The sequence below is a fragment of the Rahnella sp. PD4 genome, assembly GCF_049199325.1.
GTDB classification, from domain to species: domain Bacteria; phylum Pseudomonadota; class Gammaproteobacteria; order Enterobacterales; family Enterobacteriaceae; genus Rahnella; species Rahnella perminowiae.
On the sequence record NZ_JBLZQF010000003.1, the window covers coordinates 492974 to 504986 of the forward strand.

The following is a 12013-nucleotide window of genomic DNA, read 5'->3' on the forward strand; positions in this document are numbered from 1 at the left end:
TTAGGTATAATAATTCATTACGTCAGGGAGTTATTTGAAAAGATGTTTTATAAAAAAATTGCCAGGGATTTAAGTTTCACCGTTGTTCTCGCCTGTTGTGTGCCCGCTTTTGCCGCCAATAATAGTGCCTATCCCACGGATGATCCAAAGCCATCACAGAAAGAGTCTATCTTTCCCGGAATATGGTCAGATTTTAAAGACAAGGTTTCGACGACGTGGAATGATTCTGATTCGCAGGATCTGTATTTACCGGTTATTACCTGGCATAACCGCCTGACCTACGATAAAGAGAAAACCGATAAATATAACGAACGTCCGTGGGGCGGAGGTTATGGTATTTCCCGGTACGATGAAAAGGGTAACTGGAATGGCATTTATTTAATGGCGTTTAAAGACTCCCATAATAAATGGGAACCCATCGGGGGTTACGGTTGGGAAAAAATATGGACACCTGCAGAAGATAAGAACTTCCGCTTAGGGCTGGGGTATACCGCAGCGGTCACAGCTCGTGACGACTATAAATATATCCCGATTCCGATCGTTTTACCGCTGGCTTCCATCGGTTATAACAAACTTACCTTCCAGGCGACATATATTCCGGGAACTTACAATAACGGCAATGTGTTCTTTGCGTGGCTGCGTTATCAGTTCTGATCCGCTTTCTTTGTGACTGAACAAAGCCCGGATACAGGTTGTGAACCTGATCCCCCACTTTTGATGAATATTCCACTATGCTGAAAATTCACCGCAGGAATCAATCTGTTGGCTTCTGCGGCGTTTTTTGTTTTCAGGGAATCTACAAAACACTTCATCAAGAGGATCACTCGTGAAAAAAGCATCCCGTTATTTTGCGTTGTCAGCACTTGCCTGCGTTTTACCTCTCACTTTGCCTGTCGCTCAGGCTGCCCAGTCCGATAATTTAGAACTGCAACAGGTGCTGGTGCTCAGCCGCCACGGTATCCGTGCGCCGCTGGTCAATTATGGTGATGTGCTTGCCGAATCGACAACGCACACCTGGCCGGTGTGGAAAACCGAAGGCGGTTTGCTGACACCAAAAGGTGGTCAGGTTTCCGAACATATGGGGCATTATTTCCGTGCCTGGCTGGCGCAGGACAAACTGCTGCCTGCCGCCGGATGCCCTGAAAATACGCAAGTCTTTACCTACGCTAACAGTTTGCCGCGCACCATTGATACCGCGAAACACTTTACCGGCGGGGCTTTCCCCGGCTGCGATGTCCCGGTGCTGAATCGCGTAGAGATCGGCAAAATGGATCCCGTTTTTAACCCGATCATTACCGCAGAAGTGAATGATACTTTCAAAACCAGCGCCCTGAACTCGATTAATCAGCACGCAGGCGAGGGCGGACTGGCAGGGCTGAATCAGCGTCTCAAGCCGAACTATCAGTTGCTGGAAAGCATCCTCGATTATAAAAACAGTAAAATCTGCAAAGAGAAAAAACAGTGCGATCTGGCTTCGCAGCCGTCAGACGTGGTGCTGACCCAGGGCAAGGAACCGGGCATTACCGGCCCGCTACGAATGGCGACCGGGGCAACCGATGCCTTCATGTTGCAGTATTACGAAGGTTTCCCGATGAAGGATATTGCCTGGGGGAAAGTTGATACACCAGACCAATGGACGAAGCTGGAAACTATCAAAAATTTGTATCACGAAACACTGTTCGGATCGCCAGCGATTGCGGCCAACGCAGCTAAACCGTTGCTGACCTTTATCGCCGGTGTGCTTGATCCGAAGCTGGCGTCAACCGCTGATCAGAAGGCCGCCCAACAGGCAAAACTGGCGGTGCTGGTCGGGCATGATTCGAATATCGCTTCCCTGCTGGCTGCACTGAAAACGCAGGATTACCAGTTACCGGGGCAGTATGAACGTACGCCTATCAGCGGCACGGTGGTCTTCCAGCGCTGGCACGATAAAAAAGCGGATAAGGATTTGATGAAAATTGAATATGTTTATCCGACTGCCCGCCAGATCCGCAATAATGTGGCGCTGAGCCTCAAAAATCCTCCGGAACGTGTGACGTTGCACATCGAAGGATGTACCACCGACAAGCAGGGTTTCTGTCCGATGGAACAGTTTACCCAGGCATTGCAAAAAGATATGCAGGGCTGAGTTTGTTAGCCGCTAACTGGCAATAGATAGTGATTTAAGTTAGTTAGCGGCATCAATCCATTGTCCGATAATGTGTCAGGCTTTCTGACTCTGGCACATTATGACGTCTTCTTCGTTTTACCTCAGCGCCCGTCAGCGGGCCGAAATTACTCTCCGCTCACGCCATTACTGGTGGAGGCTGGAAATCCCCACCTGGTTGCTGATTGTCTCAGTCTACAGCGGCTGGTTCGCTAGCGTTTTTTTCTGGCATGGTCTCGGTCCATGGCTCGGAACACCGCTGCTTATCTGGTTCACTACCTGGTATATGTCACTGCAACATGAACTCATCCACGGTCACCCTACCCGCAAACCCTGGCTGAATCAGTTATTTGGCATGCTGCCGCTGGCGGTCTGGTATCCCTATGGCCTGTATCGGGATACGCATCTGCAACATCACCGCAATGAACATCTGACGCTGCCCGGCGACGATCCTGAAGCTTATTATTTCAGCCGTACAACCTGGGAAAATCTGTCACCCGCGATGAAAACTGTTGTCCGTTTGCGCAATACCTTGCCGGGGAGAATGTTCATTGGCCCGCTGTCAGATATTGTGAGTGCGCTGACCGGCGCGCTGATGGCCGTATTGCGTGGCGAGTGGCGTACGGTGAGTATGTGGCTGATGCATGGCGTATTGCTGGTAGCCCTGTTCAGCGTGATGGCGCAACGCGGGTTATCGCCGCTGTATTTTATTCTGGCAGTAAGTTATCCCGCCCTGAGCCTGACCAAAGTCCGATCTTTCTTTGAACATCGCGCAGAGCATTTGCCGCAGGCCCGATCGACGCTCAATGAAGCCGGTTTTGTGTGGCGTCTGCTGTTTCTGAATCTGAATTATCATCTGGTACATCACGATTTACCCGGCGTGCCGTGGTATGCGCTGCGACAGGTCTACGTCGCTGACCGTGAGGCGTATATTCAGCGCAGCGAGGGTTTCGTCGTGCATGGTTACCGCCAGTGGTTCCGCGATCACACGCAGATACCTGTAGATGTTGAAGCTCATCCTTTTGCCGCCGGGAAATCTCCGGCGCAACCTGTGCTCAGCGACTATGATTATCAGCAGGATACCCCCTGACGGAGTGGCCAGATGATGCTGATGTCTTTGCCGATGTATGCGATTTCTCCCGCTGATGTGGAAGCGTTCGCCGACGTGCTACGCCAAAAACTCCGGCAACTCGGCCTCGCTTCAACACCGGATGCGCTGAACTGGCCGCAGGATTTATTCAGCCACTGGCAGGCACCGGATTTGTTGCTCAGCCAGACCTGCGGTTTTCCGCTGATGGAAAGTTTGCCCCAGGTTCAGCTGGTGGGCACATTCAGTTACCATGCCCCCGGCTGCGACGGTTTCCGTTATCGCAGTTTTTTACTGGCGCGTGAGGAGGATGCCGGATTACATCTGGCTGATTTTCGCCACCGGCGGCTGGCGTTTAACAGTACCGATTCCCAGTCAGGTTATAACAGCCTGCGCGCACTGGTCGCGCCGCTGGCCAAAGACGGAAGGTTTTTCTCACAGGCCACCGCCACCGGAGGGCACCGCGAATCGCTTCATTACGTTCAGCAAAATCTTGCCGATCTTGCCGCGATTGACTGCGTAACGCTGGAACTCCTGCGGCGTACCGGGTCCCGTTCCCTCACCGGGCTGGAGGTGATCGGACAAACCGCCGCTGTGCCCGGTTTACCGATGATCACCTGTGCGCAAACTTCTTCGGAGGATCTGGCGATTTTACGGCAGGCGTTGCACGACATTGTGGATGAGCCGGTCAGTAAACCCTTACTTATTGAAAAATTCACCGAAGTTCCACGACAGGCCTACCAGGTGATCAGCCAGATGAAAGCGTTAGCTCTGGCGCTCGGCGTCAGTGAGCTGATGCCTGAGTTGTCAAAAACGGCATAAAAAAACCGGGCGCGGTGCCCGGTTGTCGTTTTCCTGCATCACAGGATCAGTGCGTTTCGATCGGGAAATCTTCGTTAATGTCCCCCCATTCAGCCCACGAACCGTCATATAACAGCACATCTTTAACGCCCAGCGAATCAAGTCCGAATGCCAGGGCGGCGGCTGTAACACCTGAACCGCAACTGGTGATGACCGGTTTATCCAGATTGACGCCCAGACGTTCAAACGTCGCCTTCAGATCTGATGGCGATTTCAGATGTCCGTCCTGCGTCAGTTCGGTAAACGGCACACTCAGGCTGCCGGGAATATGCCCGCCGTGCAGCCCTGGCCGCGGTTCCGGCGCCTCGGCTTTAAAGCGTGCCAGCGAACGGGCGTCGATAATCTGCACCTTGCCGATCGCGTCTTTCACCTGACCAGCACTGACCACCACCGGACGCACCAGCCTGGCATTAAACGTTGTGGGTACGCGGGTGTGCTCGCCGCTTTGTGTCGGCTTACCTTCGGCAATCCATGCATTCAGACCCCCATCCAGCACGCGTACGCTTTTGGCACCGAAACTGGTCAGCATCCACCACACACGCGGCGCGGAGAAGAGATCGCCTTCGTCATACAGTACGATGGTTTGCGTATCGGCCACGCCTAAACGGCTCATTGACGCAGCGAATTCCTCCGCTGTCGGCATCATGTGTGGCAGGCCGGTACTGCAATCAGAAATGCTGTCGACTTCCACATAAATCGCGTTGGGAATATGCGTTTCGAGATATTTTGCGTGGAAATCGATGGGCGGTGTAATGCCCGGTTTGGATTTACGACAATCGATAATGACCACGTCCGGTGAGTTCAGATTCTTCGCCAGCCAGTCGGTAGATACGGTATGGGTAGAAAAAGTCATGTTTTGTTGCCTTATCTTTTTGTGAGGTCAGCCTCAGAGATCGCCCGGGATCAGAGAATACATCCGGGCATCACATGGCTGACCATGATAATAAAGCCGGTTACGGTGCAGGCCTTCTGATATCGCGCCCGTTTTTTCCGCTACCCGGCGGCTGCGTTCGTTGCCCTCCATCACCACGATTTCCAGACGGGTCAGCTCCAGCTCAGTAAACGCAAAGCGTGCCGCCGATCTGGCTGCCAGCGTCGCCAGCCCGTGGCCGGTATAACCGGTACGGATCCAGTAACCGAGATTGGCGAATTTGTACTCGGGCGTAATGCGGTTGATGCCCACGCTGCCAATCAGATTACCGCCTGAACGCTCAAAGATACAAAAATTGAATTCTGTGCCGCGATGGCGTTTCTGCTCGCTGTCGGCCAGGTATTTCCGGCTGTCTTCATGCGAATATTTATCGGTACACCAGGACTCCCATGCGCCGATATCCTTTACAGACGCTTTAACTGCCGCAAAATGCGTGACGGCCTCAAGTTCAGTCGCTACACGAATTTCGAATTCTTCATCCTGATAAATCTGGCGTGTCATCATGGGCGTTAACCTGTCATTGGGGAAACCAATTATTTAGCAAACCAAAAAAGTCAGCCTCACATATCCGGCATCTGTATGTCAATTGGTGAAAATGACCATTAACCAAGAAAAAACAGCAGGCTGCCCGCTGTGGTTTTTTACGTTTCGGGTACCAGTATCACCAGTTTACATTCTGCATATCCGGCCGGGAAAAAGGTCTGTTGCCGGTAACAGATTTCACCCTGAAGCGGGTGATGGAAACGCCGTTCACCTCCCTCACGCGCCAGCACTTCCTGCTGTGACCACCACTGGTTGAACTCGTGGCTGCGCTCACGCAGGTTGATCACCGACTGGCGGACGGCTTCCGAATGGGCGTAATGACTGGTTTCGGCGCGAAACTCCGCCACCACCCGTTTGGCGCGTTCCGGCCAGTTTGTGACCAGCCGGCGAGCCAGCGGATGCAGGAACATGAACTCCAGCAGATTAGGGTGTTCATCCACTCCCAGCCAGCCACCGAACAACGCTCCTGCCTGGGGATTCCATGCCAGCACATTCCAGGCACTGTCGAGCAGATAACCGGGGCAGGTGAGTTGACTGACGCAATCTTTAAGGCCGGCGTCCGGCGCGCCGGAAGAGGGCAACACCCGGGGATCTTTCACCGACGCCAGACTGAATAAATACTCGCGCGCGGCAGACTCCATGCGCAGCGCTTTTGCCAGTCTGTCGAGTGTCGCAGCGGAAATGGACACATCGCGGCCCTGCTCAATCCACGTATACCACGTTGCACTGATCCCGCTGATTTGCGCCAGTTCTTCGCGGCGCAAACCGCTGGTTCTGCGGCGGGAGGAACCGGGAAGCCCGACCATTTCAGGCGTGACACGTTCGCGGTGAGTACGTAAAAACGTGCCCAGCGCTTTCGGCCCGCTGAGCGACTCTGCATTATCAGTCATGACATTCTCTTAAACAGGAAGTAACTGATACCAGTATAAATGCTCATATTGTTCTCGTATAGAACTCTGCCTATAGTGATTTTGAAACATGAGAAACCCAGATTCTTATTACAAAAACAAGACAGACAGGAGCAATGATGAATACCAAAAATACTCACAGTGAGGCTGTTGATAAGCAGTTTGGCTCACAGGCACAGGATTACCTGACCAGTGCGGTTCATTCGCAGGGCGCGGATTTACAACGTCTCGCTGCCTTGCTGGCACCCTATAAGGAAGCGCAGGTCATTGATCTGGGGTGCGGCGCAGGGCACGCCAGCTTTGTTGCCGCAGGCGTGGTTAAAAATGTGATTGCTTACGATTTGTCGGCGCAGATGCTGGATGTGGTCATGCTGGCTGCCCGGGATAAGCAACTGACCAATATCACTGTGCAACAGGGCATGGCGGAATCGCTGCCTTTCGAGGATCATAGCGCTGAGGTGATCATCAGCCGCTATTCCGCGCACCACTGGCATGATGTCGGGCAGGCGCTGCGCGAAGTGGCACGCGTGCTGAAGCCAGGCGGTAAATTTATCATGATGGATGTGGTGTCACCGGGACACCCGTTGCTGGATATTTATCTGCAAACCGTCGAAGTGCTGCGCGACACCTCGCATGTTTGCAATTATTCACCAGGTGAATGGCTGAATATGGTGGCTGAAGCCGGGCTGATTGCCCGTGAGGTCACGACAGATCGTCTGCCGCTGGAGTTCACCAGTTGGATTGCCCGTATGCGTACGCCGGAACATTTCGCCGTTGCTATCCGCGAACTGCAAAAAGTCATGTCGGATGAGGTGGTACAACATTTTGAGATCCAGCCTGACGGTACGTTCACCAGTGATATCATGATGCTGGTGGCATCGAAGCACTGAAGATAAAAGCCTAAGAGGCGCCCTTTCACAGAGGGAAGGGCGCACAGCGTCTGTATTATGATTTCTTGCCGAACATTTTCTGCCCAATTATCACCAGCGCCAGCACGGCCGCGCCGACAATCAGACCGACGACTAAATCAGTGGCACCGGTAATCAGTGTATTCACCCAGCTTTCGTGGCCGTGCGTCAGGGGTTCAATCAGGCTGTGCATAAACGGCAGGCCGTGGCTGATGATGCTGCCGCCGACCAGGAACATTGCAACAGTTCCCACCACCGACAGTGCCTTCATCAGCCAGGGAGCGAGATTTACGATGCTGCGACCAAAGGCGCGCACACCCTTCATCATGCTGTTTTCGCCGGAGAGTTTACTCAGATACAAACCGGCGTCGTCGATTTTGACAATCGCGCCGACCAGCCCGTAGACACCGATAGTCATTATCACCGCAATCAGCACCATCACAGTGATCTGATTAAGGAACGGCGCTGATGAGACAATACCGAGCGAAATCACGATGATTTCAGCCGAAAGAATAAAGTCGGTGCGCACAGCGCCTTTGACCTTATCTTTTTCATGCTTTTTAGCATCCGCTTCATTTTTTATTTCAGCGGCGGCCGGTTTTTCTTCAGCAGGATGCTCGCCGGGCATGAGTTTATGGGCGATTTTTTCGAAACCCTCATAACATAAATAAGCGCCGCCAATCATCAGCAGCGGGGTAATGGCCCAGGGGATAAAGGCACTGATCAGTAAGGCCAGCGGAACCAGAATGGCTTTGTTGATCATTGAGCCTTTGGCTACCGCCCAGACGATCGGTAATTCCCGATCGGCTTTTACTCCCGTCACCTGTTGTGCATTCAGCGCCAAATCATCGCCCAGCACGCTGGCTGTTTTTTTCGCAGCGACTTTGCTCATCGCCGCTACATCATCAAGAATCGATGCGATGTCATCGATTAAGGCCAGAAGACTACCACCCGCCATAAATACTCCCTTTTATCATTATGCAAAGGTTCTCCGCACGCGCGGGAAACCGAACTCTGTAACCCTGACAGGACAGCCGGTCACTGCAACAGAGAATTCATACAAAATAATCATAACAGTGATTGCATGCTGGCGTCGATTTGTGCGAAAGTTGTGCGAACTATAAATAACTTTGAAATTCCTCCATACTTTCTCCATTAAATATCGTTGATTCTCCAGCGCTTACGCTAGCAGAAATGTTTGTTTTCATACTCTCCTTATTTTTACCACAATGGTTTAAGTTCTTTACATTGTATTACGTCCGCTTTCATTGCTTCGGCGATAATTAATTCAACGGATTGCTTCCGCCCCCATTAATTAACGAAACTAACGAAAGAAAGGTGCGTAATATGAAACTGTTACCTGCAATTACAGCTGTTGCTATTACTGTTGCTTCATTTTCTGCCCTGGCTGCGACGCCTATTTCAGAAATGCAGGCGCAAAGCGGTACTTATCAGTCACTGGGCATGGTGTCCGTCAGTGCGCCTAGCACCATCCCGGGCAGTTTGCACGACCAGCTGAACCAGATTGCCAGCGACAAAGGGGCGAGCCACTACCGTGTGATTGGTGCGGATACCCCGGGGGATTCAAGTCTGACCCGTGCCAGTGTTGAGTTGTATAAATAATAAGCAGATATTTTAAAGCGAAACGCTTGATTTATCTGATTTTTATTAGGCTCAATCGTGTTATAGGGAATTGAGAAGGCCAATGTCACCTGACATTGGCCTTTTTTATTCTTTTTATCTTTTCTCTTCGCCGGTTTATTTTGAGAATCATCTCATAGGATTTAATTTATATTAAACTTCCTGGCACTTTTTTATTCTTAATAATCATTTCTTAAGAATTTATAAGTGATATTGAAGTCTATATCCCCCAGGAGGACGTTTAAATGTTAAATGCCGCAATAATGACAATTAAGAACACCGGGATTTCGATTCAGAACCAGTTTTTTTATTTGCAGAATTTTATTACTTCACCACGCACCATGGGAACCCTTATGCCCTCGTCACCGTGGTTGTGCCATGCGATGCTCAGTCAGATTGACTGGACGACATCGCTGGATATTGCCGAACTTGGCGCGGCGGACGGCGTTCTGACCCGCCGCATCCTGAGCCGTATGCGGGCAGACGCCCGGCTTGAGGCTTTTGAAATCCAGCCCGCGTTTATCCGTAAGCTTAATCAGATGAAAGATCGCCGTTTACAGGTGATGGCACATTCAGCCGAGCATATGAGCACGTCGTATGATGCTGTGTTTTCCTGCCTGCCATTGCTCTCGATGCCTCTGCGTACCCGTATCAGAATTTTGCAGACCACGCGGCAACAGCTGAAAGAAAAGGACGGCGTGCTGGTTTTATTCCAGTACAGCCCTCTGTCAGAGAAATTGTTATCACGCTACTTCACCTGGAAAAAAATCCGGGTAGTGAAGAATTTTCCGCCCGCCCTGGTCTATATCTGTAAACCCCGCTGATACAGCAACTTAGAGGATAGGGCTCGCAAAGCTTATTGCAGGCCGTTGCGCAGCAAGGATTTTTCAGTATGATGCCCTTAACGGCGTAAATAAAACGCTACAGAAGCTTCACCGGCAGGTGACAAAAATCTGCCAGTGAGGCTTTTTTGTTGTACTATCTGACGAGTACGCATGCAGGGCAGTACAATGACCATTTTTGACACATACTTCATATTGATGATGGATTTTCATCAGGCGGGCTAACGGCTCCCAGGGAATAAAGGATAGCGGTAATGACACAAACCATTTTCATGGTCGGCGCACGTGGTGCGGGTAAAACAACCGTTGGCAATGCCCTGGCTAAAGCGCTGGGCTACAAATTTGTCGATACCGATCTGGCGTTGCTGTGTACTTCTGGCCTCAGCGTGGCAGATATTGTTGAGCGTGAGGGCTGGGAGGGCTTCCGCCGTCGTGAAACTGAGACATTAAAAGCTATTTGCTCGCCCTTCACCGTGGTTGCCACAGGGGGAGGCGTGGTGCTGTCCCGGGAAAATCGCGACTTTATGGGCCAGAATGGTACTGTCATTTATCTGCGTTCCCCTGCATCTACCCTGGCAAATCGTCTGGAAGATGCACCGCTGGAAGATCAGCGTCCGACATTAACAGGCAAGCCGATCACGGAAGAAATGACGGAAGTATTGAATGAGCGGGAAGCGCTTTATCAGGAGGCGGCCCATCATGTCGTTGACGGAACTCAGGAGCCGCAGAGGGTGGTGAATCTGATTATGGATGCACTGGCGCTGTCGATGGCGCGCTGAATTCCCCTGATATCTGACAAAACGAGCCCGGTGGCTCGTTTTTTTATGTCTGCGCGTTCTGAGCCGTGGCTCCGGGAAAAGCCGGTGTAAACAAAACGGGCCATGTGACGTGACGGAGATCACGTACGCTTAAGTATTGTACTGATGTATAGGTGGGCGTAAAATAATAACCCATGTGATTACTTAACAGCGGAACTCATGATGAAATCCATAATGTCGTTCTTCAGCCAGCATGCCAAAGTGATGCCCGCCATCTGGTCGGTTACCATTATTCTCATTGAAGCTTCTATCGCTCTTTATATTTTGCGTAATATTTAATCACGATAATCTGCTGGTTTTTACATCAGTCACCTCATTAATACTCGGCATTTATTTCTCCTTCCTCTCAATCTAATGGCTTTAGGAATTTCTTTAAGCATATTCCTTTGTGTATTTCATCCTGCGTGAAAAATAAACGACTTGACGCTGACACGTATCAGCTTTAATTTTTATTTAACTAAACAGGAACCTTGTTCCATATAGCGGAACTCGCGCCTTTATGACTACATTGGAAAATGCGGCGGCAGTACTGAAGCTATTTTCAAAACAAGGGATCCGTCAGGGGCATCCCGGTTTGTCGTTCAGTGATGTCGTTGAAAATTTAAAATTACCGAAAAGTACGGTTTCCCGGTTACTGATGACGATGGAAACAGAAGGACTGCTGGAACGTGATCCTGACAGCCGCCTGTACCGGATCGGACGATTATTACTGGCTGTTTCCAGTCATTATTTATCGACTCCGCTGGTCGATTTAGCGTCACCGTATATGGCGCAACTCAGCCAGCTGACGCAATGCACGGGTTATATTTCCATGCTGGAAGGACGCGACATCATGGTTATGCGCATGTTTCCCGGCAGAACGTATCTGCAAGTGGTCACGCCAGCCGGAAGCCTCCTGCCTGCGCATGAAACTGCCATCGGGCGTGCGATTCTTGCGCGGTATACCGATGATGATGTTCTCGCACGTTATAGCGGTCACTATCAGGTGCATTCTGCTAATTCACCGGCCAGCAGGGAAGTTCTGTTATCCCGGTTGGCGGAAGTCCGGCTGAACGGTGTGTCATTTGCCAACAACGAAACGTTGCTGGGAATAAGTACCTTAGCCACCAGTATTTTTAATAAGCACCGTAATGAGACCGTTGGATTATGTTTGTCTTTCCCTTCACCTGCACAGGGGAAAGACATTCCGGAAGGAATAAAAGAAGGGCTGATTGCTGTAACCCGGCAAATCGCCGAAAAATTGGGTGATGAGTATTGGCATTTATCTAAAACGGCAACAGAGCCGCCAGGATAATGACTTGTAACGGACCCGGATTATTTGCTATGTG

Annotated in this window: 13 protein-coding genes; 9 read left to right on the plus strand and 4 right to left on the minus strand. The window is 51.0% G+C overall.

What is annotated here, in order from left to right; translation table 11 throughout:
• Positions 1 to 42: 42 nt before the first annotated feature.
• The 4 genes from pagP (at position 43) to ACOZIO_RS11170 (ending at position 4055) form a co-directional block, all read left to right on the plus strand.
• Complete coding sequence (pagP, locus tag ACOZIO_RS11155; protein WP_129992109.1) at positions 43 to 654, plus strand: lipid IV(A) palmitoyltransferase PagP; 612 nt, start codon at positions 43 to 45, stop codon at positions 652 to 654.
• Positions 655 to 826: 172 nt separating this feature from the next.
• On the plus strand, positions 827 to 2128 hold the full coding sequence (gene agp, locus ACOZIO_RS11160) for a bifunctional glucose-1-phosphatase/inositol phosphatase (RefSeq protein ID WP_129952887.1): 1302 nt from the start codon (positions 827 to 829) through the stop codon (positions 2126 to 2128).
• Between the two features lie 100 nt (positions 2129 to 2228).
• Positions 2229 to 3236, plus strand: a complete 1008-nt coding sequence (locus ACOZIO_RS11165) for a fatty acid desaturase (RefSeq protein ID WP_129952886.1) — start codon at positions 2229 to 2231, stop codon at positions 3234 to 3236.
• A gap of 12 nt (positions 3237 to 3248) precedes the next feature.
• The gene (locus ACOZIO_RS11170; protein WP_129952885.1) at positions 3249 to 4055 is read left to right on the plus strand and encodes a phosphate/phosphite/phosphonate ABC transporter substrate-binding protein; all 807 of its coding nucleotides are present in this window, start codon (positions 3249 to 3251) and stop codon (positions 4053 to 4055) included.
• Between the two features lie 46 nt (positions 4056 to 4101).
• Here the strand turns inward: ACOZIO_RS11170 and sseA are convergent, their stop codons facing one another.
• The 3 genes from sseA to ACOZIO_RS11185 form a co-directional block, all read right to left on the minus strand.
• Positions 4102 to 4947, minus strand: coding sequence for a 3-mercaptopyruvate sulfurtransferase (gene sseA, locus ACOZIO_RS11175; RefSeq protein WP_129992108.1), 846 nt, complete (start codon positions 4945 to 4947; stop codon positions 4102 to 4104).
• Between the two features lie 33 nt (positions 4948 to 4980).
• Positions 4981 to 5529, minus strand: coding sequence for a GNAT family N-acetyltransferase (locus tag ACOZIO_RS11180; RefSeq protein WP_421595277.1), 549 nt, complete (start codon positions 5527 to 5529; stop codon positions 4981 to 4983).
• A gap of 137 nt (positions 5530 to 5666) precedes the next feature.
• Positions 5667 to 6458, minus strand: a complete 792-nt coding sequence (locus ACOZIO_RS11185; RefSeq protein ID WP_129992106.1) for a helix-turn-helix transcriptional regulator — start codon at positions 6456 to 6458, stop codon at positions 5667 to 5669.
• A 137-nt stretch (positions 6459 to 6595) separates the two neighbouring features.
• On the opposite strand from ACOZIO_RS11185, the gene ACOZIO_RS11190 reads away from it, so the two are divergent.
• Positions 6596 to 7366: a class I SAM-dependent methyltransferase gene (locus ACOZIO_RS11190; protein ID WP_129992125.1), complete on the plus strand. Its 771-nt coding sequence runs from the start codon at positions 6596 to 6598 to the stop codon at positions 7364 to 7366.
• Between the two features lie 55 nt (positions 7367 to 7421).
• Here ACOZIO_RS11190 and ACOZIO_RS11195 read toward each other — a convergent pair whose 3' ends face one another.
• Positions 7422 to 8342: a DUF808 domain-containing protein gene (locus ACOZIO_RS11195; RefSeq protein WP_421595278.1), complete on the minus strand. Its 921-nt coding sequence runs from the start codon at positions 8340 to 8342 to the stop codon at positions 7422 to 7424.
• A 389-nt stretch (positions 8343 to 8731) separates the two neighbouring features.
• Here ACOZIO_RS11195 and ACOZIO_RS11200 point away from each other — a divergent pair, with 389 nt between their 5' ends.
• From ACOZIO_RS11200 to ACOZIO_RS11215, 4 genes are all read left to right on the plus strand, one after another.
• Positions 8732 to 9007 (plus strand): DUF1471 domain-containing protein, encoded by a 276-nt coding sequence (locus ACOZIO_RS11200; RefSeq protein WP_129952880.1) that lies wholly within the window; start codon positions 8732 to 8734, stop codon positions 9005 to 9007.
• A gap of 263 nt (positions 9008 to 9270) precedes the next feature.
• The gene (locus ACOZIO_RS11205) at positions 9271 to 9849 is read left to right on the plus strand and encodes a class I SAM-dependent methyltransferase (protein WP_129952879.1); all 579 of its coding nucleotides are present in this window, start codon (positions 9271 to 9273) and stop codon (positions 9847 to 9849) included.
• Positions 9850 to 10121: 272 nt separating this feature from the next.
• The gene (gene aroL, locus ACOZIO_RS11210; protein WP_129952878.1) at positions 10122 to 10646 is read left to right on the plus strand and encodes a shikimate kinase AroL; all 525 of its coding nucleotides are present in this window, start codon (positions 10122 to 10124) and stop codon (positions 10644 to 10646) included.
• 538 nt (positions 10647 to 11184) lie between these two features.
• The gene (locus ACOZIO_RS11215; protein ID WP_129952877.1) at positions 11185 to 11979 is read left to right on the plus strand and encodes an IclR family transcriptional regulator; all 795 of its coding nucleotides are present in this window, start codon (positions 11185 to 11187) and stop codon (positions 11977 to 11979) included.
• Positions 11980 to 12013: the final 34 nt, after the last annotated feature.

Coding starts and splice junctions, on each gene's coding strand:
- aroL (WP_129952878.1), top strand. CDS start 10,122: ATGACACAAACCATTTTCATGGTCGGCGCACGTGGTGCGGGTAAAACA.
- pagP (WP_129992109.1), top strand. CDS start 43: ATGTTTTATAAAAAAATTGCCAGGGATTTAAGTTTCACCGTTGTTCTC.
- ACOZIO_RS11205 (WP_129952879.1), top strand. CDS start 9,271: ATGTTAAATGCCGCAATAATGACAATTAAGAACACCGGGATTTCGATT.
- ACOZIO_RS11170 (WP_129952885.1), top strand. CDS start 3,249: ATGATGCTGATGTCTTTGCCGATGTATGCGATTTCTCCCGCTGATGTG.
- ACOZIO_RS11195 (WP_421595278.1), bottom strand. CDS start 8,342: ATGGCGGGTGGTAGTCTTCTGGCCTTAATCGATGACATCGCATCGATT.
- ACOZIO_RS11215 (WP_129952877.1), top strand. CDS start 11,185: ATGACTACATTGGAAAATGCGGCGGCAGTACTGAAGCTATTTTCAAAA.
- ACOZIO_RS11200 (WP_129952880.1), top strand. CDS start 8,732: ATGAAACTGTTACCTGCAATTACAGCTGTTGCTATTACTGTTGCTTCA.
- ACOZIO_RS11185 (WP_129992106.1), bottom strand. CDS start 6,458: ATGACTGATAATGCAGAGTCGCTCAGCGGGCCGAAAGCGCTGGGCACG.
- ACOZIO_RS11180 (WP_421595277.1), bottom strand. CDS start 5,529: ATGATGACACGCCAGATTTATCAGGATGAAGAATTCGAAATTCGTGTA.
- ACOZIO_RS11190 (WP_129992125.1), top strand. CDS start 6,596: ATGAATACCAAAAATACTCACAGTGAGGCTGTTGATAAGCAGTTTGGC.
- ACOZIO_RS11165 (WP_129952886.1), top strand. CDS start 2,229: ATGACGTCTTCTTCGTTTTACCTCAGCGCCCGTCAGCGGGCCGAAATT.
- sseA (WP_129992108.1), bottom strand. CDS start 4,947: ATGACTTTTTCTACCCATACCGTATCTACCGACTGGCTGGCGAAGAAT.